This is a genomic window from Vibrio sp. QJM3NY_39, assembly GCF_057785895.1.
Genome location: NZ_CM173505.1, coordinates 3,215,628 through 3,242,408, shown reverse-complemented (window position 1 = coordinate 3,242,408; position 26,781 = coordinate 3,215,628). Strand labels below are relative to the sequence as shown.

24 protein-coding genes are annotated in these 26,781 nt (G+C 44.1%); 12 read left to right on the top strand and 12 right to left on the bottom strand.

What is annotated here, in order from left to right:
- Positions 1-297 precede the first annotated feature (297 nt).
- Positions 298-3,207: an RNA polymerase-associated protein RapA gene (rapA, locus tag AC3CHU_RS14355; RefSeq protein WP_017086997.1), complete on the top strand. Its 2,910-nt coding sequence runs from the start codon at positions 298-300 to the stop codon at positions 3,205-3,207.
- A gap of 140 nt (positions 3,208-3,347) precedes the next feature.
- Here rapA and AC3CHU_RS14350 read toward each other — a convergent pair whose 3' ends face one another.
- Positions 3,348-4,625, bottom strand: coding sequence for an NRAMP family divalent metal transporter (locus AC3CHU_RS14350; protein WP_488524789.1), 1,278 nt, complete (start codon positions 4,623-4,625; stop codon positions 3,348-3,350).
- Between the two features lie 158 nt (positions 4,626-4,783).
- On the opposite strand from AC3CHU_RS14350, the gene rluA reads away from it, so the two are divergent.
- Together rluA and AC3CHU_RS14340 are read left to right on the top strand one after the other, a co-directional pair.
- Positions 4,784-5,518 carry a bifunctional tRNA pseudouridine(32) synthase/23S rRNA pseudouridine(746) synthase RluA gene (gene rluA / locus AC3CHU_RS14345; protein WP_488524788.1) on the top strand — a complete coding sequence of 245 codons (735 nt, stop codon included), beginning with the start codon at positions 4,784-4,786 and terminating at the stop codon, positions 5,516-5,518.
- Between the two features lie 34 nt (positions 5,519-5,552).
- Entirely contained in the window at positions 5,553-6,515 is a 963-nt protein-coding gene (locus tag AC3CHU_RS14340; protein WP_488524787.1) for a D-2-hydroxyacid dehydrogenase, read from the top strand.
- 175 nt (positions 6,516-6,690) lie between these two features.
- Here the strand turns inward: AC3CHU_RS14340 and AC3CHU_RS14335 are convergent, their stop codons facing one another.
- The 4 genes from AC3CHU_RS14335 to argR all read right to left on the bottom strand — a co-directional run bounded on the left by AC3CHU_RS14335 (position 6,691) and on the right by argR (position 11,848).
- On the bottom strand, positions 6,691-7,128 hold the full coding sequence (locus AC3CHU_RS14335; protein ID WP_004735912.1) for a universal stress protein: 438 nt from the start codon (positions 7,126-7,128) through the stop codon (positions 6,691-6,693).
- Positions 7,129-7,232: 104 nt separating this feature from the next.
- Positions 7,233-9,812, bottom strand: coding sequence for a TRAP transporter permease (locus tag AC3CHU_RS14330; RefSeq protein WP_488524786.1), 2,580 nt, complete (start codon positions 9,810-9,812; stop codon positions 7,233-7,235).
- Between the two features lie 255 nt (positions 9,813-10,067).
- Complete coding sequence (locus AC3CHU_RS14325) at positions 10,068-11,036, bottom strand: TAXI family TRAP transporter solute-binding subunit (RefSeq protein WP_017078819.1); 969 nt, start codon at positions 11,034-11,036, stop codon at positions 10,068-10,070.
- A gap of 341 nt (positions 11,037-11,377) precedes the next feature.
- Entirely contained in the window at positions 11,378-11,848 is a 471-nt protein-coding gene (gene argR, locus AC3CHU_RS14320; protein ID WP_004735909.1) for a transcriptional regulator ArgR, read from the bottom strand.
- Between the two features lie 351 nt (positions 11,849-12,199).
- Between argR and mdh the strand changes: the two genes are divergently transcribed.
- Both mdh and AC3CHU_RS14310 read left to right on the top strand, forming a co-directional pair.
- A complete protein-coding gene (mdh, locus tag AC3CHU_RS14315; protein WP_004735908.1) occupies positions 12,200-13,135 on the top strand; it encodes a malate dehydrogenase in 936 nt (311 codons plus the stop codon).
- A gap of 124 nt (positions 13,136-13,259) precedes the next feature.
- Positions 13,260-13,451, top strand: a complete 192-nt coding sequence (locus AC3CHU_RS14310) for a hypothetical protein (RefSeq protein ID WP_054547893.1) — start codon at positions 13,260-13,262, stop codon at positions 13,449-13,451.
- Positions 13,452-13,553: 102 nt separating this feature from the next.
- On the opposite strand, the gene ispB is transcribed toward AC3CHU_RS14310, so the two are convergent.
- Positions 13,554-14,525, bottom strand: a complete 972-nt coding sequence (ispB, locus tag AC3CHU_RS14305; RefSeq protein ID WP_171329010.1) for an octaprenyl diphosphate synthase — start codon at positions 14,523-14,525, stop codon at positions 13,554-13,556.
- Positions 14,526-14,793: 268 nt separating this feature from the next.
- Here ispB and rplU point away from each other — a divergent pair, with 268 nt between their 5' ends.
- The 6 genes from rplU (at position 14,794) to folA (ending at position 18,811) form a co-directional block, all read left to right on the top strand.
- Positions 14,794-15,105 carry a 50S ribosomal protein L21 gene (rplU, locus tag AC3CHU_RS14300; RefSeq protein WP_004740823.1) on the top strand — a complete coding sequence of 104 codons (312 nt, stop codon included), beginning with the start codon at positions 14,794-14,796 and terminating at the stop codon, positions 15,103-15,105.
- 19 nt (positions 15,106-15,124) lie between these two features.
- A complete protein-coding gene (gene rpmA / locus AC3CHU_RS14295; protein ID WP_004735905.1) occupies positions 15,125-15,382 on the top strand; it encodes a 50S ribosomal protein L27 in 258 nt (85 codons plus the stop codon).
- Between the two features lie 326 nt (positions 15,383-15,708).
- Positions 15,709-16,881 carry an Obg family GTPase CgtA gene (gene cgtA, locus AC3CHU_RS14290; RefSeq protein ID WP_009847831.1) on the top strand — a complete coding sequence of 391 codons (1,173 nt, stop codon included), beginning with the start codon at positions 15,709-15,711 and terminating at the stop codon, positions 16,879-16,881.
- A gap of 169 nt (positions 16,882-17,050) precedes the next feature.
- Complete coding sequence (locus AC3CHU_RS14285; protein ID WP_004735903.1) at positions 17,051-17,818, top strand: threonine/serine exporter family protein; 768 nt, start codon at positions 17,051-17,053, stop codon at positions 17,816-17,818.
- Positions 17,818-18,291, top strand: a complete 474-nt coding sequence (locus AC3CHU_RS14280; protein ID WP_009847830.1) for a threonine/serine exporter family protein — start codon at positions 17,818-17,820, stop codon at positions 18,289-18,291. The genes AC3CHU_RS14285 and AC3CHU_RS14280 overlap by 1 nt, the downstream gene beginning before the upstream one ends.
- Before the next feature lie 40 nt (positions 18,292-18,331).
- Positions 18,332-18,811, top strand: coding sequence for a type 3 dihydrofolate reductase (gene folA, locus AC3CHU_RS14275; protein WP_076645650.1), 480 nt, complete (start codon positions 18,332-18,334; stop codon positions 18,809-18,811).
- Between the two features lie 150 nt (positions 18,812-18,961).
- On the opposite strand, the gene apaH is transcribed toward folA, so the two are convergent.
- The 6 genes from apaH to lptD form a co-directional block, all read right to left on the bottom strand.
- Positions 18,962-19,765, bottom strand: coding sequence for a bis(5'-nucleosyl)-tetraphosphatase (symmetrical) ApaH (gene apaH, locus AC3CHU_RS14270; RefSeq protein WP_488524785.1), 804 nt, complete (start codon positions 19,763-19,765; stop codon positions 18,962-18,964).
- Positions 19,766-19,794: 29 nt separating this feature from the next.
- Positions 19,795-20,175: a Co2+/Mg2+ efflux protein ApaG gene (gene apaG / locus AC3CHU_RS14265; RefSeq protein WP_004735899.1), complete on the bottom strand. Its 381-nt coding sequence runs from the start codon at positions 20,173-20,175 to the stop codon at positions 19,795-19,797.
- A gap of 82 nt (positions 20,176-20,257) precedes the next feature.
- The gene (gene rsmA, locus AC3CHU_RS14260; RefSeq protein ID WP_065207183.1) at positions 20,258-21,073 is read right to left on the bottom strand and encodes a 16S rRNA (adenine(1518)-N(6)/adenine(1519)-N(6))-dimethyltransferase RsmA; all 816 of its coding nucleotides are present in this window, start codon (positions 21,071-21,073) and stop codon (positions 20,258-20,260) included.
- Positions 21,070-22,059, bottom strand: coding sequence for a 4-hydroxythreonine-4-phosphate dehydrogenase PdxA (gene pdxA, locus AC3CHU_RS14255; RefSeq protein WP_488524784.1), 990 nt, complete (start codon positions 22,057-22,059; stop codon positions 21,070-21,072). Before pdxA ends, rsmA begins: the two co-directional genes overlap by 4 nt.
- The gene (gene surA / locus AC3CHU_RS14250) at positions 22,049-23,344 is read right to left on the bottom strand and encodes a peptidylprolyl isomerase SurA (RefSeq protein ID WP_102360820.1); all 1,296 of its coding nucleotides are present in this window, start codon (positions 23,342-23,344) and stop codon (positions 22,049-22,051) included. The genes pdxA and surA overlap by 11 nt, the downstream gene beginning before the upstream one ends.
- A 43-nt stretch (positions 23,345-23,387) precedes the next feature.
- Positions 23,388-25,748, bottom strand: coding sequence for an LPS assembly protein LptD (lptD, locus tag AC3CHU_RS14245; protein WP_488524783.1), 2,361 nt, complete (start codon positions 25,746-25,748; stop codon positions 23,388-23,390).
- Between the two features lie 149 nt (positions 25,749-25,897).
- Here lptD and djlA point away from each other — a divergent pair, with 149 nt between their 5' ends.
- Complete coding sequence (djlA, locus tag AC3CHU_RS14240) at positions 25,898-26,752, top strand: co-chaperone DjlA (protein WP_017077642.1); 855 nt, start codon at positions 25,898-25,900, stop codon at positions 26,750-26,752.
- The last annotated feature ends 29 nt before the right edge of the window (positions 26,753-26,781 follow it).

Genomic DNA, 26,781 nt, shown 5'->3' with positions numbered 1-26,781 from the left:
GCAATCTGCTACCTATAGATTACCCATGATTTTTTGACAGTTTGATTGCACTGGCGAAAACAGAAAAAAAGTATGAAATCATCTCCTTTAGGCGTGACCTAAATCACAGCATCGAGTAAGATTAGCGACCTTTTTCTGCACCATTTTCTCGAGATATTTATTATTAAGAGCGCACTTAAAAAGTGGCTGCAAACTAGGCATTTTTGGCTATATTTTTAATGCAGGAGCGATAACGCTCTTGTTTAAATTACAGTTCAAATGACCAAATTCCAACTATAAGATTGAGGTAGTCGATTCATGACATTTGCTTTGGGGCAACGCTGGATAAGCGATACGGAGAGCGATTTAGGTTTAGGTACCGTTGTAGCAATGGACGCTCGAACAGTGACAGTAATGTTTGCAGCATCAGAAGAGAATCGTGTCTATGCACGCACTGATGCTCCCGTAACCCGAGTAACGTTTAATGTTGGCGATGTCATCGAATGCCAAGAAGGTTGGTCTCTATCTGTCGAAGAAGTTATCGAAGATAAGGGGCTACTGACTTATTTGGGCACTCGTGAAGACACTCAAGAGACAGAGGTGACTCTGCGTGAAATATTCTTAAGCAACCAGATCCGCTTTAACAAACCACAAGATAAGCTGTACGCAGGTCAAATCGACCGTATGGATAACTTCGTACTGCGTTACCGTGCGTTAAGCAATCAATACCAGCAACATAAGAGCCCGATGCGTGGCTTGTGTGGTATGCGCGCTGGTTTGATTCCTCATCAGTTGTACATTGCTCATGAAGTGGGTCGTCGTCACGCTCCGCGCGTTTTACTAGCTGATGAAGTGGGTCTAGGTAAAACCATTGAAGCAGGCATGATCATTCACCAACAGGTGTTGTCTGGCCGTGCTGAACGCATTCTGATTGTGGTACCTGAAACTCTGCAACACCAATGGTTAGTAGAGATGATGCGCCGTTTCAACCTGCACTTCTCTATCTTTGACGAAGAGCGTTGTATTGAAGCCTTTGCTGAATCAGATAACCCATTCGATACACAGCAATACGTTCTGTGTTCTTTAGATTTCCTACGTAAGAGCCGTAAGCGCTACGAGCAAGCACTTGAAGGTGAGTGGGATTTGTTGGTTGTCGATGAAGCGCACCACCTTGAGTGGAGCCAAGATAAACCTAGCCGCGAATACCAAGTGGTTGAAGGATTAGCTGAAAATACTTCTGGCGTACTGCTACTGACAGCAACCCCTGAACAGCTGGGTCGTGAGAGTCACTTTGCACGTCTGCGTCTGCTTGACCCTGATCGCTTTTACGATTACGAAGCTTTCGTTGAAGAAGAGGACCAATATGCCCCTGTTGCTGATGCAGTAACGGCATTGTTCTCTGGCGTGAAGCTTGAAAACAGCGCAAAGAACCAGATCACAGAGCTTCTGTCTGAGCAAGATGTTGAGCCTCTGTTCCGTGTTATCGAAGGTGATAGCAGCGAAGAAGAGCAAGCCTTAGCTCGCCAAGAACTTATTGATAACCTTATGGATCGCCATGGTACTGGCCGTGTTCTTTTCAGAAACACACGTGCTGCAATCAAAGGCTTCCCTAAGCGTAATGTAAACCTACTGCCGATGGACATTCCAACGCAGTACACAACCTCGATGCGTGTATCGGGCATGATCGGTGGCAAGATGGCACCAGAAGCTCGAGCGATGAAGATGTTGTACCCAGAAGAGATCTTCCAAGAGTTTGAAGGTGAAGATTCAAGCTGGTGGCAGTTCGATTCACGTGTTAACTGGTTGATTGAAAAGATTCAAGATAAGCGCAGCGAAAAGATCCTAGTGATCGCCTCTCGTGCGAGTACTGCTCTTCAATTAGAGCAAGCACTACGTGAGCGTGAAGGTGTGCGTGCAACCGTATTCCACGAAGGCATGTCGATTTTAGAGCGTGATAAAGCGGCGGCTTACTTTGCTCAAGAAGAGGGTGGCGCTCAGGTTCTTATCTGTAGCGAAATCGGCTCTGAAGGTCGTAACTTCCAGTTTGCTAACCAGTTAGTGATGTTCGATTTGCCATTCAACCCAGACTTGCTTGAGCAACGTATTGGTCGTTTGGACCGTATCGGTCAGCTGCGTGATATCGACATTCACGTTCCTTACCTAAAAGGCACATCGCAAGCGATTCTAGCGCGTTGGTTCGATGAAGGTCTGAACGCATTTGCAGAGACGTGCCCTACAGGTCGCACGGTTTACGACAAGTACTCTGATGTTCTTATTGAGATGTTGGCTTCTGGTAACACTGAACAACTTGATGAAGTGATTGAAGAATCAGCCAAGCTAAACCAAAGCCTGAAATCGGATCTAGAAAAAGGCCGAGATCGCCTACTAGAAATGCACTCAAATGGCGGCGAAAAAGCGCATGAGATTGCAGAAAAGATCGCGTCGACTGACGGTGATACTAATCTAGTGTCTTTTGCACTGAGTCTGTTCGATACCATTGGTTTGAACCAAGACGATAAGGGTGAAAATGCGCTAGTTGTGACGCCATCTGAGCACATGATGGTTCCAAGCTACCCAGGCCTACCTTATGAAGGTGCAACCATCACGTTTGATCGTGAAACTGCGCTGTCTCGTGAAGACATGAACTTCATTAGCTGGGAACACCCAATGATTCAGGGCGGTATTGATCTGCTATTGAGCGAAGGTGTGGGTGCGTCTGCGGTATCTCTACTGAAGAACAAAGCGTTACCTGTTGGTACAATTCTACTTGAGTTGGTTTACCTTGTTGATGCACAAGCGCCAAAGCGCAGCGGTATCAGCCAGTTCTTACCTAAGACGCCGATTCGTTTGATGATGGATGGTCGTGGTAACGATTTATCTGCTCAGGTTGAGTTCGATAGCTTTAACCGTCAGCTAAGTCCTGTGAACCGTCACTTGGCAAGCAAGTTGGTGAATTCAGTACAGGGTGAAATTCACAAGCTAATTGAAGCCGGTGAGACGCATGTACTGCCGAAGGTTGAAGAAGTTCGTCAGCAAGCCCAGAAAGATATGCAAACCAACTTGAACGGTGAGCTAGAACGTCTACAAGCGCTTAAAGCGGTCAACCCTAACATTCGTGATGAAGAGCTAGAGGTTATCGAAGCTCAAATCAATGAACTGACCGGTTACATCAGCAAAGCTCAGGTTCAGCTAGATTCACTACGTTTGATTGTGGTTTCTCACAACTAAGCCAAGAACTCGAATATCGCTAGCTTTACGCTTTAACGAAATAAGGCCTTCATCACGAAGGCCTTATTTGTATCTGTAGCTTGGTTAACAGTTTATTTCAGAGTTCGGTTAGCAGTTTGGCTAATAATTTGGAGAGCTGATTACATCAACCATTTCCACCAAACGAACAGAGCTAAGAAGCCAAATAGGTAAACCAGACCTGCTACAGACAACCATTTTAGCTTAGTGCCAATCGCAAGCGCTTTAGGTAGCTCTGCTTTGCTCACCAAAATGAAATTCAGTAATGCGAAGAATGGGGTTGTGATAAAGGCGAGTACCATCGCGAAATCGAGCATTGGCATCAAGGCTGCACTAAAGAACATTACGATTGCTAGCGCAGCGATAGACACGATGATTATCCACCCTTGTAGCATTCTTGGGCTGCTCTCTTTTTTAAGCAGTAGACGCTGTGATTCAGCAAGTACGCGTGAGTAGCCATCGATAACGGTAATGGTACTGCCAAAAATACAGAAGAAGGCGACGATTGCGATCAGTGGACGAGACCATTCACCAATTGTTGAGGCGTAAATACCGACCAACTGATGAGTGAAGCCAACGCCAGAGCGAGACAATTCAACTCCCGAGCCGTGAAGTACCAGAGCACCTAAAGCAACGAATACCAATGCAAGCAATGCCGTACCAATGTAGCCTACATTGAAATCGAACAGTGCTGATTGAGCGGTCACGTCTTGTTTCTCTTTTTGGCTTTTTAGCCACATAGAGGTGATGCTTGAGATCTCGATAGGCGCAGGCATCCAACCCATAGTCACCACGATAAATCCGATAGCAGCCAATGACCAAGGTGATGGTGGCACAAAAGCGGCGTCAGGTTCGACTGGAGAGCCAATAGCAATCGCAACAGCGGCTAAGGTTGTGATGGTCAGGATCGCCATGATCGCTTTAGATAGAGTGTCGAGCGCGCGGTAATGGCCCGCAAAAAGAATGATCAAACAGGTCGCTAAAACGATTATGCACAAGGTGCTGGTGGCTAAATCAAAAGGAATAAAGTAGCTAAGTAGGCTTGCACTGAATAACAGCAAGGCTGCGGTATTCACGACTGCGGAAATAGCACTCAGTATCGAAAAGATCACAAGGTATGGGCGGCCTAGGTTAGAGTAACCTTCCACCAAGCTTTGACCCGTTCCTAGTGTGTATTGGATACCGGCTCTGAAGAATGGGTACTTAAATATGTTTACGAGGATAATAAGCGCGGCTAGCTGCCAACCATAAATCGCACCAGCCTTGGTTGAGGCGACTAAGTGAGAGCCACCTACGGCTGCTGCGGCCATCATAATGCCTGGGCCAAGAGACTTAATTAAACTTGATAGGGGAGCTGAAGTTGGTGTTTTTGTGCTGGTGGTTTTAACCGTACTTTCCATCATTTTTCCTTTGATGCTGACTTCTTGTTATCCGTTACCCTATCAATACCATGTTTTGTAAGGTCGTCAACTTTTATGTACGGAAATGTTGAAAATTGTATTTATTAATAAACGAATCAACCGTAAATTATTTATTAACCAGTAATTAAGAGGCTTTAATGGCGTTAGAACAGTACACACCACCGTGTGAACCGTGGATTGATATTGTTTATCAAGATGACGATATTCTTGTGGTGAACAAGCCTGCAGGCCTACTTTCTGTTCCGGGAAGGTTGCCCGAGCGTTACGACAGTATGTGGAGTCGGTTGGTTGTGGATTTTCCGGATATTCAGGTGGTGCATCGACTGGACATGTCGACATCGGGCTTGATGCTGCTCGCTAAACACAAACAAGCTGAGCGTCATTTGAAGAAGCAGTTTCAATATCGACTGACACACAAACTCTATTACGCGCGAGTATGGGGTTCAGTAGAAGAAGCAGAAGGTTTGATTGATCTGCCACTCATTTGTGATTGGCCAAATCGACCAAAACAAAAAGTGTGCTTCGAGGATGGCAAATCATCTCAGACTTGCTATGTGGTGGAGCAACAAGAGCCTCAAACGACATTATTGAAGTTGCTGCCGATCACTGGTCGCTCTCATCAGTTGCGTGTTCACTGCATGGAACTAGGGAATCCAATTGTGGGCGACGAGTTTTATGCAACGTCAGATGCATTTAACTATAGTGATAGGTTAGCTCTGCACGCGTGTGAGCTGAGCTTTTATCATCCGGCTAATAATCAGCTTTTCAAAGCCTTTGTTCCGTGTGAATTTTATCCTCAAGCATCACCGCAAATTGAACAGCACTTTGAAATTGCGCCAGAGCTTCCAGACTACAACAAGCTAAAAGCTTAGAATGGTTAAATCAATACCAATACAAGGACGTACAATGCCGAAGTTGAAAGTGGTCTTTCTCGACCGAGCCACCATCCCATCTCAAATTCATTTAAAACCTATCAGCTTTGAACATCAGTGGGTTGAGTATGATTTTACTTCGCCGGAGCAAGTGTTTGAACGAATTGAAGGCGCTGATGTGATTATTACCAATAAGGTGGTGCTCAACGAATCGAATTTAGCTCAAGCACAACAGCTTAAGCTAATAGCCGTTTCAGCTACAGGTGTGAATAATATCGATGTTGGCTACTGTAAGAGTAACAACATCGCGGTGACAAACGTGCAAGGTTACGCGACTCAATCGGTACCTGAACATGTTATCGCGATGCTGTTTACGTTAAAGCGAAACCTCGTTGGTTATCATCAAGACATCGAGGCTGGCGAATGGCAAAAGGACAAACAGTTCTGCTTTTTCACCCATCCAATCCAAGATGTTGCAGGCAGCACATTAGGTTTAATCGGTAGTGGCAGTTTAGGGCAAGCCACGGCGATATTGGCTAAAGCGATTGGTATGAATGTCATCTTTGCTGAGCGTAAAGGGGCTGACTCTTGTCGAGAGGGGTATCTGCCTTTTGATACGGTGTTACAGCAAGCCGATGCAATCAGCTTACATTGTCCATTGACCGAAGCGACTCGAGACCTGATTTCAGAGCGAGAGCTAGCCATGATGAAACCAAATGCGGTGTTAGTTAATGCTGGCCGCGGTGGGCTCGTGGACGAACAAGCCTTAGTTGAAGCTTTGAAAAATCAAGAGATTGCGGGCGCGGGTATGGATGTGTTCACACAAGAACCGGCTGACAACTCGAATCCATTACTGGCTAACAGTCATTTGCCAAATTTACTATTAACGCCACATGTGGCGTGGGGCAGTGATAGCTCAATTCAAAAGCTGTCTGATATCTTAATTGATAACATTGATGCCTTTGTTTCTGGTAAGCCGCAGAATCTCGTCAGTTAATTCGCAGTAAGCGGTTATACACTCAGCTTCAGACATAAAAAAGGTTGGCTTTGAGGCCAACCTTTTTAGATGTTTTGTCTTTAGTTCGACTTAGCTTATCTGCCAGAAGCCAGAAGCCAGAAGCCAGAAGCCAGAAGCCAGAAGCCAGAAGCCAGAAGCCAGAAGCCAGAAGCCATTAGCCTTGAGGTTTGATGACCAATACATTGATTGGTGAATTCTGTACGACTTTACTCGCCACTGAACCCAGTACCACTTTGTCTATTTTCGAGCGCTTATGACTAGGCATCACAATCAGGTCTGCCCCAAGCTTTTCTGCGTAATCTAGAATCGTTGTGTAGGTTTTACCTTCGGCAACGTGAACCTTATAAACTACTTCATCGTCGATGTACTTGTCTGCAAACTCTTTCAGCTGATTTTTCACATCGAGCTTCATTTGGTTTGCTGCATCTTTCGGGAAGTAAGACGCCACCATCGACATGTGAATGCCCGGCAATACGTTCAAGATGTGGATTTCAGCATTACTGTGCTTTGCGTGCCATACCGCTAATTCAACAGCTTTGTCAGAAAAGCCTTTATCGTTAAGATCAACAGGAACAAGGATTTGTTTATACATGTGTTTTTCTCTTTTTTATCAGCGCTTAGTATTGACCAAGCGCTGTGATTATCCTTTCCATGTAATAAAGCCAAATAGAGTTGAGCACTACTTGGCTCTATCCATTACGCGCTAATCTCATCCTTACGAGCACGCCTTCTTTGGTTCATCGCTAAGCCAATTAGAATCAGTAGGGATGGTAAGAATACCCACTCTTTCATTGGTCTTTCTGCGTCTTGGATAACTGATTTAATTTCCCAATCAAAGTCAATGCCAGCCGCTTCTGCTGGGCTACCGAACTCAACCATGTCGACAATCATCTTGCCTTCAGATTTCGTCAGCATTAAGCCCATTGAAGCAATGCGGTCTTCACTTGTTGTCGCAGAATCTTCAAATGGAAGGCGAACCGTCTTCTCAGAATAGTCACCTTCTAAGTTTTCGCCACCCACTCTTAACTCAAGAGATTGTCCCACAGATAGACCTTCTGTGATTTGAGCGATCTCAACTCCAGGTGAAAGAACTTTCTCTGGATAAATCATGTCCCACCAGAAGCCAGGGCGGAAGAAAGAGAAAGTTAGAACCAATAATAGGATCGTTTCCCACCATTTGTTCTTGGTAAACCACCAACCTTGCGTTGCAGCGGCAAAGATAAGTACCGCAGTTACAGAAGAGAAAATAGTGAGGAATAGATGCCACCAAGAATCAATGCCCATCAACAGTAGTTGGGTATTGAAGATGAACATGAATGGCAAGATCGCGGTCCGAATATCGTAGGTAAAGCCTTGAATACCAGTACGGATCGGGTCTGATTTTGCAATCGCGGCGGCCGCAAAGGCTGCCAAGCCAACTGGAGGCGTATCATCGGCTAAGATACCGAAGTAGAACACGAACAAGTGAACCGCAATCAGAGGGATGATCAGGCCATGCGCCGCGCCTAAGGTAACAATTACCGGAGCCATCAGCGTTGATACAACGATGTAGTTCGCCGTTGTTGGTAAGCCCATACCTAAGATTAAGCTGATTACCGCAGTGAACAGCAGCATAAGAATGATGCTACCGCCTGAGATGAACTCAACGAAGTCCGTCATTACCAAGCCGATACCCGTCAGAGTCACCACGCCGACAACCGTACCCGCTGCAGCTGTTGCTACACCGATACCGATCATGTTGCGCGCGCCTGAAACCAAGCTCTCTAATAGATCAACGAAACCGGCTTTAGTTTGCTCTGCAAGATCGTCCGATTTGTTCATCAGAGTCATCAAAGGACGCTGTGTGATCAAAATGAAGATCATGAATACCGTTGCCCAGAAGGCAGAAAGACCTGGAGAGAATCGCTCTACAGTCAGACACCAAACAAGCACCACGATAGGCAATAGGAAATGCAAACCAGACTTAATGGTTGGGCCTGGATCGGGTACTTCTGTTAGCTCGGCATCGATGTCCATGCCACCTTCAGCGGCATATTTTTCTGATACTCGAACCAAGGCTACATAAGAGATCAATAGAGCAACGGTAACAATAGGTGTCGCTGCATCGCCAAAGACATCTTTCGTCCAGCCGACACCGTAGTAAACCGCAGCACTGATGACACAAAGACCTAAAATGGTACCAGTGAAAGACAGTAGGCTTTGTACAATAGTTGGTGTGTGACGACGAGGTAGGCCTGTCATACCCGCTTTACATGCTTCTAAGTGAACAATGTAAATCAGGGCGATGTAAGAGATAAGAGCAGGCAATAGCGCCGCTTTAATCACTTCTACATACGAGATACCCACATATTCAACCATCAAGAATGCAGCAGCACCCATGATTGGTGGGGTTAACTGACCATTGGTTGAAGCGGCTACTTCTACAGCACCGGCTTTTTCACCTGAGAATCCGACTCTTTTCATCAGAGGGATTGTGAAAGTACCCGTGGTAACCACGTTAGCAATAGATGAACCAGACACTAGACCTGATAGGCCAGATGCAACAACGGCTGCTTTCGCTGGACCGCCTTTCATGTGGCCAAGTAAAGAGAACGCAACCTTGATGAAGTAAGCACCTGCGCCTGCGCGTTCTAGCATTGCACCAAACAGTACAAACAAGAATACGAATGACGTAGAGACGCCAAGAGCAACACCGAATACACCTTCAGTTGTTAGCCACAGATGCGACATTGCCTTGTTCAGGCTTGCACCTTTATGGGCGATAACGTCTGGCATGTGTGGACCGCCAAAGGTGTAAAGTAGGAATACTGCAGCCACAACCATAAGAGGTGGACCTAAAGCGCGTCGTGTTGCTTCAAGCAGTAGAACCATACCAAATACAGCAGCAACAATATCGAATGTTGTTGGTGCGCCTGAACGTTCAGCGAGTTGAGTATAGAAAATATAGATATACGAAGCTGAAAAGCTACCAACCAGCGCTAATATCCAATCGACCGCAGGAATTCTATCCCGAGGTGAATTTTTCATGGCTGGGTAAGCGGTAAAGGCTAGGAAGATGGCAAACGTAAGATGAATTGCTCGAGCTTCAGTGTCGTTTAAAATTGCGAAGTTAAAAATGAACGGCAGCGGAGATGCATACCAAAGTTGGAATAGTGACCAACATAGAGGCACAAACCATAAAATACGGCCTTGGATACCGCGAGGGCTACGCGCACCAGTGTCTGATTGTGCCACCATTTCTTGCACATCTGGAGACGGTGATGTTGTCTGCGTCATGTACTTTATCCTTATTATTGATGGTCTGCCTTTCTTACGAACAACGAGACGTTATTTATTTCCTATCTAGTGTAGCGAATGGATAGGGAAATGCGTTTTTTGTTCGTCTTTGTCTTAGGCTTGATACGAAGGTAAGTTCGCCAAATTGGAGAAACTTAAAGGTTTGTCTCTTTTCACTTGGGTTATTTTTATAAAACGTGAAAAGCCAATAAGGAGGACATGCCTCCTTATTGGTAGAGCAGGCTTAAAGTAGAATTACTTTAGAAGGCCTACTTCTTTGTAGTATTTTACTGCGCCAGGGTGAAGAGGGATTGAGATACCCGCTTTAACCATGTCTTCTTTCTTCAGGTTCGCAAATGCTGGGTGCAGGCGTTTGAATGTAGCGAAGTTTTCAAATACCGCTTTAGCAACGTTGTATGCGACTTCATCAGAAACGTCAGACGTTGTTACCATAGTTGCTGCAACACCGAAGCTGTTTACGTCAGCATCTGTACCACGGTACATGCCAGCTGGAACTGTGCTGTATGCGTAGTATGGGTTTTCAGCTACGATCTTGTCGATCTGTGGACCAGTTGCAGAAACCAATTTTGCATCACAAGAAGTCGTTGCTTCTTTGATTGATCCGTTCGGGTGACCAACCATGTAGATGAATGCATCAATCTTGTTGTCACAAAGAGCTTGTGAACGCTCAGAACCTTTAAGTTCAGAAGCAAGCTTGAAGCTATCGTTAGTCCAACCCATAGCGTCCATTACAACACCCATCGTTGCACGGTCACCAGAACCTGGATTCCCAATGTTTACACGCTTACCAGCTAGGTCAGACACATTGTTGATGCCAGCATCGGTACGAGCGATGATGTTGAACGGTTCTGTATGTAGAGAGAACATAGCGCGAAGTTTCTTGTATTCGCCCTGATCTTTGAACTTACTTGTACCGTTGTAGCCGTGGTATTGCCAATCCGATTGAACAACACCGAAATCTAGTTCACCAGCACGGATGGTGTTAACGTTGTAGATCGAACCACCAGTAGATTCTACAGAACAACGAATGTTGTGGTCTTTGCGGCCTTTGTTGACAAGCTTACAAATAGCACCACCAGTTGGGTAGTAAACACCCGTTACTGAACCTGTACCAATTGTGATGAACTCTTGAGCGTTAACTGCGCCAGCGCCCATTACAGCAGCTGCAATAGCCCCAACTTTAATAAGTTTGGTAAATGCCATGAATTTCCCTTCCTTTATTCATTATTAACCCTGAAACAAGTGTAGTCGTTTCTGGAGTTTCCTATTTGGAAACGGCACCTTTTTCAATCCATGTGATGAAAAAGTGGCTGAATAATATCAAAAATTGGCAGAAAATTACTCAAATGTTAAAAGATATAGCTAAAAAATCTAACAAATGACGGTTAGATCTTATGTTTGATTTGCTACTGAGTTTTTAAAATCAATGGTTTAGTGGTGTTTGAGGAGGGGGAGATAGATATTCTAGGATGTGATTTGGATCACGAAGCGAATCGGTGTTCGTGATCCATTAATCAGGTTGATGGTTATGAAACAGTGACCAATTATCCTGCGTATTCAAACAGTTCGCACACAGAATCAAACAATTGCTTCGTGGTAACGGACAGGGTTGGCGTGATGAAGATAGTATCATCGCCTGCAACAACACCTAGTATACCTTCCGACTTACCCAGTGAGTCCAATAAACGAGCAATAAGTTGCGCCGCACCTGGGCCAGTGTGTATCACCACCAATGCATTGTTGTGGTCAATATCTAATACTAATTCTCTTAGAGAGCTAGAAACTGTCGGAACACCAAGTTCAGCAGGAAGACAGTAAACCATCTCCATTTTTGCATTACGAGTTCGAACAGCACCAAACTTGGTTAACATACGCGAAACTTTAGATTGGTTGATACTTTCAAAACCTTCATGTTTGAGGGCATCGACAATCTCGCCTTGCGAACCAAAACGTTCTTCTTTTAGTAATGATTTAAAAGCACGAACTAAGTTGTCTTGTTTTTCTGTATTGCGCATATGTCATTCTTATTCATTAACAAAGATGTTTGCATATTCTCGCATACATATTCAATTTTAGCTAAAGTATCACGGCAATTTGTTAGTCATATCACTGTAAAAATTTAATAGAATAATGTGTTATTAGTGCCGACTTATTTTGTTATTTCAGTCGATTATCGCCATAATGCGAACTTGCTGTGTAGCACGGTTTTATTGACTTGCGCGAAGTCGCAAAGCTGGCGTTAATTGATTGTAATCACTTTGTGATTAATATATTTTTTTAACGATAATTTAGCTTTTTAGCCTTAATTTAGCTCAAGAACTACCCTACCAAGAATTTATAAGAGAAAGCTCTCAAGGAGAATAACAATGAAAGTAGCTGTTATTGGTGCCGCTGGTGGCATCGGTCAAGCCCTAGCCCTACTACTAAAGAACCGCCTGCCTGCTGGTTCAGATCTTGCACTTTACGACATCGCTCCGGTAACTCCGGGTGTTGCTGCCGATCTTAGCCATATCCCAACACCTGTTTCGATCAAAGGTTACGCGGGTGAAGATCCAACACCAGCACTAGAAGGTGCGGATGTTGTGCTTATTTCTGCGGGTGTTGCTCGTAAGCCTGGTATGGATCGTGCGGATCTTTTCAATGTGAACGCTGGCATTGTTAAGTCTCTTGCAGAGAAAATCGCAGTTACTTGTCCTACTGCTTGTGTTGGTATCATCACTAACCCAGTAAATACAACAGTACCAATCGCTGCTGAAGTACTTAAGAAAGCGGGCGTTTACGACAAGCGTCGTTTATTCGGTATTACTACTCTTGATGTTATTCGTTCTGAAACGTTTGTTGCTGAGCTGAAAGATAAAGATCCAAGCGACATCCGTGTTCCTGTTATCGGCGGTCACTCAGGTGTAACGATCCTTCCTCTACTTTCTCAAGTTGAAGGCGTAGAGTTTACTGATGAAGAAATCGCAGCGCTAACAACTCGTATCCAAAATGCGGGTACTGAAGTAGTAGAAGCTAAAGCTGGCGGCGGCAGTGCAACACTATCGATGGGTCAAGCGGCTTGTCGCTTCGGTCTTGCTCTAGTGAAAGCGCTTCAAGGCGAAGAGAACGTAATTGAATGTGCATACGTTGAAGGTGAAGGCGAGCACGCACCATTCTTCGCACAACCAGTTAAACTTGGCAAAGAGGGCGCAGAAGCGATTCTTAGCTACGGTGAACTGAGCGACTTCGAACGTAATGCTTTAGATAGCATGCTTGAAACGCTAAATGGCGATATTGAGATCGGTGTTGAATTCGCTAAATAAGCGGGACACCATTTAACTCAGCCAAAAGATAGTTAATAAGAGCCGATCATTATGATCGGCTTTTTTGATCCTAAAATTCAAGTTGCTCGTATCTGTCTATATAACCAAGGTCGAGGTAAAGTTTATGGCTACTGTTGAAAAGGGTATGAATGTCCACTATTTGGGGCGCTTAGGAAAAATATTGGTCATTGATGAGCAAGAGCAGTACGCCTTGGTAGAGACTTACAATGGGCATGAGCAATACGCAGTGCCAATGGAAGAACTTGAAGAAATTGAAGTACAACTGCCGCTGTCATTAGAAGCGAGCCGATATTGAATTTGATTCTCTTACAAATATTTGTTCAAAACTAAAAAAGAGCCCTGAGGCTCTTTTTTGTTATTTATATAGAAGCTAGAAGCGAGTTGTCTATTAACCTGCTTACTTGCTACGTTTAACAGCTAAGTGTGCGAGCGTGGTTAGCGCTTGCTTATATTCTGAATCAGGAAGTACAGAAAGCTCAGCAATCGCTTTATCTGCTTCTTCATAGGCTTTATTTGTTGTGTACTCTAACGAGCCTGTCTCTTTCATAACAGCCATAATGTCGTCGAGACGCTCCATACCATTGGCTTTTTCAATCGCTTCTCGAATCATACTGGTTTGTTCAGGAGTACCATTGTGCATTGCGTAAAGTAGAGGCAGTGTTGGTTTGCCTTCTGCAAGATCGTCACCAACGTTCTTACCCATCTCTTTACCATCAGCAGTGTAATCCATCACATCATCAATCAATTGGAATGCAGTGCCTAGGTATTTACCGTAGTTTTGCATAGCCGTTTCGATTTCAGGTGATGATTCGCTAAGAATGGCACCGATTTGCGTTGCAGCTTCAAACAAGCGAGCGGTCTTCGAGTAGATGACCTGCATGTAACTTTCTTCTGTAGTGTCTGGGTTATTACAGTTCATTAATTGTTGAACTTCACCCTCGGCAATCACGTTAACTGCTTCACTCATTAACTCAAGGATCTTTAAGGATCCTAGTGTTGTCATCATCTGGAACGAGCGAGTGTAGATAAAGTCACCCACCAAAACGCTAGCGGCATTACCAAAAGCTGCGTTAGCTGTCGCTTTACCGCGTCTCATGTCCGACTCGTCGACGACATCATCATGGAGAAGGGTTGCGGTGTGAATAAACTCGATAAAAGCTGCAGAGGTGATATGAGCTTCACCTTGATAACCAAGTGCACGAGCAGATAAAAGAGCAAGCAAAGGACGTAGGCGTTTGCCACCACCGCTAACGATATAAAAACCAAGCTGGTTGATTAAACTTACGTCAGAATTAAGTTGGGCTTGAATTGTTTCATTCACTTTTGCCATATCATTGGCAGTAAGCGTTTGGATAGCTTTAAAATCCATTGTTCATCCGGCTGAAGTTAGACCCTGTAAGGCTTATACGTTGTATTTAATTGTTGAATAATACACTAAAAAACGTTGATTAATACATCACTTAAAGGCATCATTGCCGCACTTTTCTTTGGCGAACATGTTTTCGCCAATATTTTAAAAATATGGCTTGTCATAGCGGCATGATTCCCGTAGAATCTGCGCCCTATTGATTAGTTTAGCGCACACCCGAGTTGTAGAATTAACAACCATAGGCTGTGCGGAAAAAGCGGAGTAAAATATGTACGCTGTTTTCCAATCTGGTGGCAAACAACACCGAGTAAGCGAAGGTCAAACACTTCGTTTAGAGAAATTAGACGTTGAAACTGGTGCAACTGTAGAATTTGATAAAGTTCTTCTTGTTGCTAACGGCGAAGAAATCGCTGTTGGTGCACCTCTTGTTGAAGGTGGCAAAGTTACTGCAGAAGTAGTACAACACGGTCGTGGCGATAAAGTAAAAATCGTTAAGTTCCGTCGTCGTAAGCACTCGCGTAAGCAAGCTGGTCACCGTCAGTGGTTCACAGAAGTGAAAATCACTGGCATTAACGCTTAAGTATTAGGAGAGTTTAACAATGGCACATAAAAAAGCTGGCGGTTCTACTAATAACGGCCGCGATTCAGAAAGCAAACGTCTTGGTGTTAAGCGTTTTGGTGGTGAATCTGTTCTTGCAGGTAACATCATCGTTCGTCAACGTGGTACTAAGTTCCACGCTGGCACAAACGTTGGCATCGGTAAAGACCATACTCTTTTCGCTCTTACTGAAGGTAAAGTGAAATTTGCAGTAAAAGGTCCTAAAAACCGTAAGTTTGTAAGCATCGAAGCTGAGTAATTTAATCTTTTATTAGATTATTTATACTAGCTTTCAAGCTGAATTCAAAAGCCCTGCCGATTCGGCAGGGTTTTTTATTTATAGCGAGAATAAAAAAGTAGACGCTCTTGTTTTGGTTTTGATAAGCCGTTCTATTTTTGAGAAACAGTTTGGTTTTATTAAGAAGCCGTTTGTTTTTTAAGATACAGAAAGCAAAGAACCTCTCCTTATTTGTTCCTTGGTTGCAGGTCGATCTAGATCTTAGGTGATCGATCTAAACACGGATCTGCTAGAATTTATATCATTCCTTGATGAGTGGTAACGCAACGTAAGTGCGGAGTTAAAAAATGAAATTCGTTGATGAAGCATCAGTAAAAATAGAAGCCGGTGATGGCGGTAATGGTACAGTAAGCTTTTGGCGCGAAAAATTCGTCGCTAAAGGTGGTCCTGACGGCGGTGATGGCGGTGATGGCGGTGATGTTTACATTCAAGCGGATGAAAACTTAAACACACTGATCGATTACCGTTTCCAACGTTTTTACAATGCTGAGCGTGGCGAAAATGGCCGCGGTGGTAACTGTACTGGTAAACGTGGTAAAGATATGACGATGAAAGTACCGGTAGGTACTCGCGCTGTTGATATCCACACGAATGAAATCGTTGCTGAAGTTGCTGAGCATGGCAAGAAAGTTATGGTTGGTAAAGGTGGTTGGCACGGTCTTGGTAACACGCGCTTTAAGTCGTCTGTTAACCGTGCTCCTCGTCAAAAGACAATGGGTACTAAAGGTGAAGTTCGCGAACTACGTTTAGAGCTTCTTCTGCTAGCGGATGTTGGTATGCTTGGTTTGCCAAACGCTGGTAAATCTACGTTTATTCGCTCAGTATCTGCTGCGAAACCAAAAGTGGCTGATTACCCGTTTACGACGCTAATCCCTAGCTTAGGTGTGGTAAGTGTTGTCCCTGAGAAGAGTTTCGTCGTTGCCGATATCCCTGGCTTGATCGAAGGCGCAGCTGATGGCGCTGGTCTTGGTATTCGTTTCTTGAAGCACCTTGAGCGTTGTCGTGTTCTTCTGCATATGATCGATATTTTGCCGATCGATGGTTCTGATCCTATTCAGAATGCACTGACGATCATCGATGAGCTTGAGCAATACAGTGAGAAAGTTGCGCAGAAACCTCGTTGGTTAGTGTTCAATAAAGTTGACCTAATGCCTGAAGAAGAAGCTGACGAAAAGATTCAAGAAATCGTCGAAGCTTTGGGTTGGGAAGGCGAGTACTTCAAGATCTCTGCTGTAAACAAGATTGGTACCAAAGATCTTTGCTTTAAACTGGGTGAGTTCATGGAGAACTTACCTCGTGAAGTTGAAGCAATTGAAGAAGAAGAAAAAGTTAACTTTATGTGGGATGACTACCATAAAGATGCGATGGCCGGTAAGAATGTCGTTACTGAAGATGACGACGACTGGGATGATTGGGATGACGAAGAAGATGACGGTCATGTTATCTATGTTCGTGATTAATAATCCTCGTCGTTTCTTATAAGCACTTTGGTCGCTTTTTCTAAGATACGCTGATAGTTTTATTAAACCGCAATGAAAATTGCGGTTTTTTTGTATCTAAATCATGACGTCTTGCTGTTTTTTATGCAAAATTTATCTTTAGATAATTAACGCCTATGGGAAGGAAATCATGGCATCAAAACAAAGAGCGATCTCAAGGTTAGTCGCTCAATCAGGACAAATGTTATTAGCTCATGGCGCCGAGAGCACATTGGTCGGTGACATAATGCGCCGTATCGGTATTGCTTGTGGGGTGAATGAGGTTGAAGTTGCACTGTCAGCCAATGCATTGGTTGTGACAACAGTAATGGATGATCATTGCATAACGACGACTCGAAGTTGCGCTGATCGTGGCATTAATATGCAGGTGATAACCGAGATTCAACGTGTGTGTATCATGATGGAGAAAGGGATTCTTGATTATGATTTAGCTTATAAGAAGATCCAAGGGATCAGTCCTGAACGCTACAACCGTTGGTTAGTTGTCGTAATGATAGGGCTATCGTGTGCTTCTTTTAGCCGTCTTGCTGGTGGAGATTGGCATGTCTTTATGATGACGTTTATAGCTTCGGCTTGCGGTATGATCGTGAGACAAGAGATCGGTCATCGTCATTTTAACCCCTTATTAAATTTCGCTATTACCGCTTTTGTCACCACCACCATTTCAGCTCAGGCGGTGCTCTACAATATTGGTGGTCAACCCACTATCGTGATGGCTTCGTCAGTATTGATGCTAGTGCCTGGTTTTCCTTTGATTAACTCCGTAGCAGATATGCTTAAAGGCCATATAAATATGGGTCTCGCACGCTTCACCATGGCCAGTTTATTAACGTTGGCTACAAGCTTAGGTATTGTCGCAGCGATGAGCCTATCTGACGTATGGGGGTGGGTGAACTAATGACTATTTTTGAACTTTTTGTTGGGTTACTCAACGACATGTTTTTTGCTGCGATTCCTGCGGTTGGTTTTGCATTGGTGTTTAACGTCCCGCAACGAGCATTAATTTATTGTGCGCTGGGAGGTTCCATTGGTCACGGTAGCCGTTATTTGATGATGCACTTTGGTATTCCTATTGAATGGGCGACGTTCTTTGCTGCTACATTGGTAGGTATGATAGGGGTGCATTGGTCGCATAAATTGTTAGCACACCCGAAAGTATTTACGGTTGCAGCCCTGATTCCGATGGTCCCTGGCGTGTTTGCCTTTAAGGCGATGATTGCCATGGTTGAGATTAACCGAGCCGGATACAACCCAGAACTATTGGCATTGTTGATGGAGAACTTTTTGAAATCGATGTTCATTATCGCAGGGCTTGCGGTTGGCTTAGCAGTGCCTGGGCTGTTATTCTACCGTCGTAGACCTATCGTCTAGCTTCAACTTCATTTTCAAGTAAGGACAGGACTTTCGATTTATGATCATCAGCATGATAGCGGCAATGGCGAACAACCGTGTAATTGGTAAAGACAATCAGATGCCTTGGCATTTACCTGCAGATTTCGCATGGTTTAAACGCTCAACCATGGGCAAACCTGTCGTGATGGGACGTAAGACTTATGATTCAATTGGACGTCCTTTACCGGGGAGGCTGAACGTTGTAATCAGCCGTGACGAGAGTTTAGAAATCGAAGGCGTAACGACGGTAACTTCGATTGAAAAAGCACTAGAGCTGGTTAGTGATGTTGATGAAGTGATGATCATCGGTGGCGGTTCAATCTATGAAAGCTGCTTACCTAAAGCGAACAAATTATACCTGACTTATATCGATTTTGATGTGGATGGTGATACTCAATTCCCAGACTGGGGAGAAGGTTGGAAGCAGAGCTTTAATGATACTTATCAAGCGGATGAGAAAAACAAGCACGATATGGAGTTTGTGGTTCTCGAGCGTTAACGGTGGTTATTAAGAGTTAGGCTCTGAAAATGCTTGCGTTACTGTGCCCAGCTAGCGCAAGCTTCTCGTATCTCGTATCTCGTATCTCGTATCTCGTATCTCGTATCTCGTATCTCGTATCTCGTATCTCGTATCTCGTATCTCGTGCCTCTATAGCGCTTCTTGAGTGAAAAACTGTTTGTCTTCCCAGCGAAGTATCGTCAAGTCTCCCCCCCACACACACCCAGTATCAAGTCCAATCACATCTTTTCCTGAGTAACCTTCTAGCGCAGCCCAGTGTCCAAAAATAACTGTTTTATCCAGCTTTATACGTTGTGGTAGGTCAAACCAAGGCACTAACGGCTCAGTGGTAATTTCGCTTGGCGGAAGTTTACAGGCCATATCGAGTCGACCATCAGTAAAACAGAAGCGCATTCTAGTCAGGCTGTTGATCGTATAGCGATAGCGCTCAATCCCTTCTAAATTTTGACACCATGAGTCAGGCATGTTGCTGTACATGTTTTCGATAAGCCATTGCCACTGCTCGGATTTTAATAAATCAGCTATTTCCAGACTTTCAATACGCGCTCGCTCTAGATCCCATTGAGGTGAGATGCCAGCATGAGACATTACGAACTCTGGATGTTCTTGAATCAAAGGCTGTTGTCTTAACCATTCGAGCAGCTGTTCTCGGTCTTCTGCATCAAGAATGGGTTGAGTCTTGTCTTTTGCTTTAGCTGGAAATAGCCCTAAGGAAACCGCAAGTAGATGCAAGTCATGGTTGCCTAATACAACCTTAGCAGCGTTACCTAGGCTACGAATAAAGCGTAGCGTCTCCAATGATTTAGGACCACGGGCGACTAAATCACCAGCAACCCATAAGGTATCTTGCTGCTTATCAAAATTGACGGTTTTAAGCAGTAATTGAAGTTCGTCGAAGCACCCTTGGATGTCTCCGACAATATAATTCGACACAATAATTTCCTGTAGATACGGATGTACGGCTAATTAAGAATATTAGGGATCGCGAGTCTGAATGGATCAACTTCAGTTATGAAGTCGATGCCTTTGTTATCAGTCATCACATAATGACCTTGCATAACACCCACAGGAGTTTCGATGACGGTACCACTGGTGTAAGTGTATTCGTCGTTGGCTTCAATCACGGGTTGTTGCCCAACCACGCCATCACCTTCTATGGTGAGTTGTTTGCCGTTGGAGTCGGTAATCAGCCAGCGGCGAGACATTAGTTGGACCGTTGTTTTGCTGAGATTTTTGATGGTAATAATGTAGGCGAAGACGTAGCGGTTCTTCGTTGGTTCAGATTGTTCCTCTATGTATTTAGAGTGAACCTGACATTTGATACAAGGCGTAGATATATCCATATTCGCACCTTTTGTTGTTGGTATACTTTAAAGTATTACATAAAAAACAGGCTCCTCACCGAAGTGTAGGAGCCTTTTAGAATTATTTGTCAGCGCTGTGAGTGTCGTATAACCAGTTTGCCATGTCGACAAACTGCTCGAGCGTTAAATTCTCAGGACGCATGCCTGGGTTTACCCCTAGCTCTTCAAGTACTTCTTTGTCGATTAGGCTCTTGTAGCAGTTACGAACCGTTTTACGACGCTGGTTAAAGCCTTCACGACATACACGATCTAGCCATTTCAGATCTTTTGCCGGGTAAGGCAGCACTTCGTATGGCTGTAGACGTACTACTGCAGAATCTACTTTCGGTGGCGGAACGAAGGCCGTTGGTGGCACTTCTAGCACAGGCGTTACTTTACAGTAGTATTGAGCCATTACCGTAAGACGACCATAAGCTTTAGTACCTGGGCCGGCCGCTAATCGGTTAACCACTTCTTTTTGAAGCATGAAGTGCATGTCTTGCACGTCTTTATGGAACTCAAAAAGGTGGAACATCAATGGTGTCGAGATGTTGTATGGCAAATTACCGAAGATACGTAGCTTGTTGTTTGGCTTAACAAGTTGTTCGAAATCGAACTTCATTGCATCGCCTTCATAGATCGTTAACTTTTCAGCAAGATCAGGGTGATTACGTAGGCGTTCAGCAAGATCTCTATCCAATTCGATAACTGTGAACTTGTCAACAAGCTTGCCAACAGGCTCAGTAATTGCGCCAAGACCAGGGCCGATTTCTACTAAGTTCTGGCCTGGTAGTGGGTTAATACTCGATACGATTCCATCAATAATGTATGGATCGTTAAGGAAGTTTTGACCAAAACGTTTACGCGCTTTGTGCCCTAAGTGGACATCATTTCTCATTGCTTTTTCTCTACTAATTCAATGGCGTGCGTGAGCGCTGTTCTAAAGCTCCCTGTATCGGCTTGGCCTTTCCCTGCCAAGTCTAAGGCGGTACCGTGATCGACTGATGTGCGAATAAACGGTAAGCCAAGCGTGATGTTCACTGAGCGACCAAACCCTTTGTATTTCAATACTGGGAGTACTTGGTCGTGATACATACCTAAAACAGCATCTGCATCTTGCAAATATTTTTCATTAAAGATGGTGTCTGCTGGCAATGGGCCAACTAAATTAATACCATCTTTCTGGCGAATTTTTTCCAGCGTAGGGGTGATAGTGTCTATCTCTTCACGACCCAAACAACCATCTTCACCCGCATGTGGGTTCAATCCACACACGTAAATAGTTGGTTTCTCTATAGCAAACTTTTCGACCAAATCTTTATGCAGAATCGTAATGATTTGCTCTAATCTGTCTTCGGTCACTGCTTGAGATACATAAGCTAGCGGGATGTGCGTTGTTACGAGAGCAACACGCAGCCCTTCTGTTGCCAACATCATCACGACAAGTGGAGTATTGGACTTCTCTGCAAAGAACTCGGTATGGCCACTAAAAGCAACGCCAGCTCGGTTAATTACACCCTTGTGAACAGGGCCGGTGACAATAGCATCAAATTCATCATTCATACAGCCAATTGCTGCGGTTTCTAATGTATTTAATACGTAGTGGCCGTTCGCTTCATTAAGTTGACCCGCAACGGCGACTTCAGCGAGTGGAACATGTTTCACAACCAGTGTTCCAGAGCGTTGAGGTTGCTTAGGCGCTGTTGAGTCGTAGTCCAAGAGCTCAACCTCAATCCCTAACATTTCAGCTCGCTCTGCCAGTAAGGTTTTGTCCGCACAAACGACGAGCTGATGTGGCCAGCTTTCTTGAGATAGAGCCAGAGTTAAATCTGGCCCAATTCCCGCGGGTTCACCTGCCGTAATGACAAGGCGTTTAGTTGTCATCTTGGTCATCCTCAACCATTTCAACAAAAGCACTCGCTCTTACTTCTTGTAGCCAAGCACCAGCTTCTTCGTTGAACTTACGGTTAAATAGAATTTGGTATGCTTTATTCTTTAAAGCTGAATCGGTACGGTCTACTTCTCTGCGATCTAACACTTCAACAATATGCCAGCCATGAACCGTTTTGAATGGTGCACTGATTTTACCTTCAGGTAGTGTTTCTACTTGGTGTTTGAACTCTGGTACGTACAAGTCAGGTGTTTGGTAGCCTAACTCGCCGTCTTGAACAGCTGAACCTGGGTCTTGGCTGTATTGCTGTGCAAGGTCACCAAAGCTCGCTTCACCCGAGTTTACGCGACGAGTGATTTCTTCAAGCTGCTCTTTAGCGCCGTCATCACTCAAGATAACCGTTGGTTTAATCAAAATATGACGTGCATTAACTTCGGTAACTGCAACGGTTTCCAAACCTTTTACGTCTTCAATTTTTAGAATATGGAAGCCAACACCACTTCGGAAAGGGCCTATGATGCTGCCTTTGTTCTGCATTTTGATTTGGTCTGCAAAAATCGTAGGCATCTCTTCTTTACGCATCCAACCCCAATCACCACCTTGCAGTGCTTTAGGACCTTTAGAGTAAGTATAAGCCATAGTGCTGAAGTCTTTGCCGTTGTTTAGCTCTTCCACTAAATCTGTCGCTTGTGCTTCCAGCTCTTCTTTGGTTTGGTCATCATTGAATCGAAGTTGAATGTGGCCTATTTTGTATTGAACAGTCGCATTGGTTTCTTGCGCTAAGATGTCCGCTAGGTTGTCAACTTCTGCAGGAAGGATGTTAATACGACGGCGAACTAAGGCATTGCGAGCTTCACTTGCTGCAATCTCTTTTCTTACTTGCTCACGAAATGCGTTGTAGCTCAGGCCTTCTTCAGCAACGGAGGCTGTAAGCTGAGCGACTGTCTGGTTGTTGTCTTTTGCAATGCCTTCAATCGCTTGATCCAGTCGAGCATCATCAATACGAACACCGATACGTTCCGCTTCTTGAGTTTGAATCGTATCAATGATCAGCTTTTCTAGAACTTGCTCATTCAATACATCTTGTGATGGTAATGTTTGATTATTTTTCTTAGCGTTTGCACGCAATGTTTTCATTGAAGCGTCGATATCACTTTGTAAGATAACGCCTTCGTTAACGATCACTTTTACGCTGTCGAGCTCAACCGGTGCTGCATAGCTCGTTGATACCGTGCAAGCTGCTGCGATAGCAATTAATGTGTGTTTCCACAATGTCATGTGTAGTCCTTTAAATTTATTGATTGTTTACCAATAAAGAAAATTAGTTGTTTAAGAAGAATGGGCGACCATAGCTGAGAGAGTTATCAGAGCTGCTTTCCCCAACAGCACCAGAATCAGAGCCTATGTTGGTACCAAAGCCAACAATACCGAAATTCACACTGAAGTTATTTTCGTATTCAGGTGTGGTATTTGGAACGCTAATGTTATTCGTCAAACGGTTACTATAGGTAAAGCCGATGTACCAACAATCTGATCTGTAGTTTAAACGAGCTAACCACTCTAGATCTTCTTGCGTAGTTAAGTCATAGAAATATTGAGCACTTGTGCTCCACTTCGGTGAAATTTGGTAGGCACCAAGTAAGCCAGCTTGTGAGATACCATCTCTGGTTATTGATGATACGTCAAAATCTACAGTTTCATTTATGTATTCTTCTGTAACATAGCGGTAGTTGGTTTGTATATAGCCGCCGGCAAAGCGGTACTCAAGGGTGCTGTTAGCAAGTTGCATCGAAGATGAATCAATGTCGTATTGCACACCGCCATGGTAGAAAAGGTAATCATCATAATTGAAGTCCATTTCAATAGCCCAAGATGAATAATTAGTTTTATCACTTGAGTCTTCGCTGCTTAAGGTTTGCTTTGCATCTTTATCAAAATAGAAAATTTGACCAAAGGAGATGTTTAAGCGCTCTCGGTACTCATCATCAAAAAAGCGAGATGATGCGCCATAGCTAATTTGATTTGCTGACGCAATGCGGTCTACACCACTGTATTTACGGCTCCGAAATAGGCCATAATAATCGGTTTGAAGTAGTGTTGTATCGTAAAGTCCAATATCGCTTTGGTCTTGTTCTGGAACATACAAATACTGAATCTGTGGCTCTAGTGTTTGAGTGTAGTTGCCGACAATTGTGGTATCACGCTCTAACACGATGCCTGCGTGGCTCCTAAATTCAGGTATTACACGAGATGCCGTATCTTCAAGATTGTAGTATGGGTTCTTGTCTGTTGTTCCCGGAATAAATTCATTGGTCGTATCTACTCCATCAAGGTCTTGCTGATAGTATGTACCAAGTAGTCGTGCTTCAGTGGTCCAAGTACCCCAAGTATTCCCTACCGGGATAGTGATACCTGGCTCGACGTGTACACGAGTAGCAGAAGGCTTACCTGAAGCGTCGGTATCAAAGAGCGAAACATGGCTGATCATGTCGAAGTCTAAGTAGTCCATCACTTCAGGAGCATAGTAATTGTATTCTAATTGAGGCATTAGACGATAAGGTAGGTTATCGTCTTTGGTCAAAACTTGGAAATCTCGAACAAGTACCGATGCATCCCAGTTTTGAGAACGGTAAGTCGCTTTACCTTCTTGAAGTAACTGGCCATCTTCACGGTTACCGATACTGCTTGAGCTCACATCAGTGAAGTAATCGATGTCACTTACTTTTGAGTAATCAATCTCAAATAACCAAGATTGCTGGAATATTCCAGAATGTTCTAGTTGAGCGCCCCAGCGGTCACCTTTCTCTTCGAATTTTTTGTCATCGGGGAGGTATTCAGACTTAATGCTCCCTGAGCCAAAATCACTTAAGTAACGGAATTTACTGTTAAGCTGAGTACCACGCTCTTGCATGTACTTAAAAGTCGTTTCCAAGTCGTAATTTGGTGCCAAGTTCCAATACACTGGGATTTCAGCTTCAAAGCCATCGCTTGAACCGTATGAAACGGTTGGGTACAAGAAACCGGTTTTACGAGTATCACCGACAGGTACCGTTAAGTAGGGCAGGTAAAAGACGGGAATACTTTGGATTTCAAAACGTGGATTATAAAAGGTGGCTTGTTCTTCGTCTTGGTCGACACTGATGCTTGATGCTCTTAGGCGCCAAGCGTTGTCGCCAATAGGGCAAGAGGTAATCGAACCATCTTCGATCTCATAAACCGCTTTACCTGTCTTCGATACATATACAGCATTTCCTCGGCCTGGTTCGCAAAGGAATTCGTAATCAGTGTTCTCAAGCGTCATTTCATCTGTAGTCAGATTATTGGTCGCTTTATCGGAAATGGATTTTATTTGACCATCACTAAAGTTTACGTTGCCTTCAGCTACAACGATATTTTCTTGTTGGTGTAGGGTCACATTATCAGCAAGGATGGTCTTGTTCCCTTGCGTAACTCTTACGTCACCCGAATAGATTGCCTTGTCACCATTGATAGCTTCTAAGCGATCTGACTCAACATGAGCGGGTAGCTGTGTCTCGTTTTCTGCAGCGGGCTCGATCAAGCATTGATCTATAGAGGGCATTTCCTGCACACTACTATCGGTGATTGTTTCAGCTTGAGTTGTCGACACGTATAATGCCGTACTTATAGACGCGGCTAACAAGGTGCGGGAAAAAGATTGCATGAAGTTGAACTATCCTGTGTCACTAGATGAAGGGTTGATCTAGTATCAATCCAATTAATAAAGCATTTTCCTTATGATAAAGGAAATATTAGCATTCAGCATCATCAGACAGCGTTACTCAGATAAAATTCATAGATAGAGAACACATAATGCAAATATTTGGCAAAATTTTGGGCGCGTTTTTTGGCTTTTTATTTGGAGGGCCGCTCGGTTTAGTTTTTGGTCTGTTTTTAGGGCATCAATTTGATAAGGCTCGACGTTTAAGCCAATCGGGCTTCAATAGCTCTGGTTTTGGCCGAGGTCCAAGCCAAGCTGAAAGACAAAACGAGTTTTTCAAATCTGCTTTTGCAGTTATGGGACACGTTGCTAAAGCTAAGGGGCAGGTTACACCAGAAGAGATTCAGCTCGCTTCTACAATGATGGAGCGTATGAACCTGCATGGTGAACAACGTAAAGCGGCTCAAGATGCTTTCCGCGATGGCAAAGAGAGTGACTTTCCATTAAGTGATGTACTTGAGCGTGTGAAAATCTCATCGGGTGGTCGTTTTGATCTTCTGCAGTTTTTTCTTGAGCTACAAGTATCTGCAGCATTTGCCGATGGAAGCTTGCACCCAAGTGAGCGTCAGGTTTTGCATAAGATAGCGCAAGGTCTTGGGTTTTCTGCGGAACAGCTAGAGCGCCGTTTACAGATGCAAGAAGCAGCATTTCGTTTTCAACAGCAAGGTGGAAGCTTTGGTGGGCATCAAGGTCACGGACAGTCATCGGGGTGGCAACAGGCTTCGCAACAAAACCAATTGGCCGATGCGTTTAAAGTTCTCGGTGTGAGTGAAAGTGCCGACGGTAAAGAGGTTAAGAAAGCTTACCGCAAGCTGATGAATGAGCATCACCCAGACAAACTAATGGCAAAGGGCTTACCGCCTGAAATGATGAATGTTGCGAAAGAGAAATCGCAAGAAATTCAGAACGCTTATGATCTGATAAAGAAAGTAAAAGGTTTTAAGTAATTGAATATAGACCGAGTCATGATATTAAA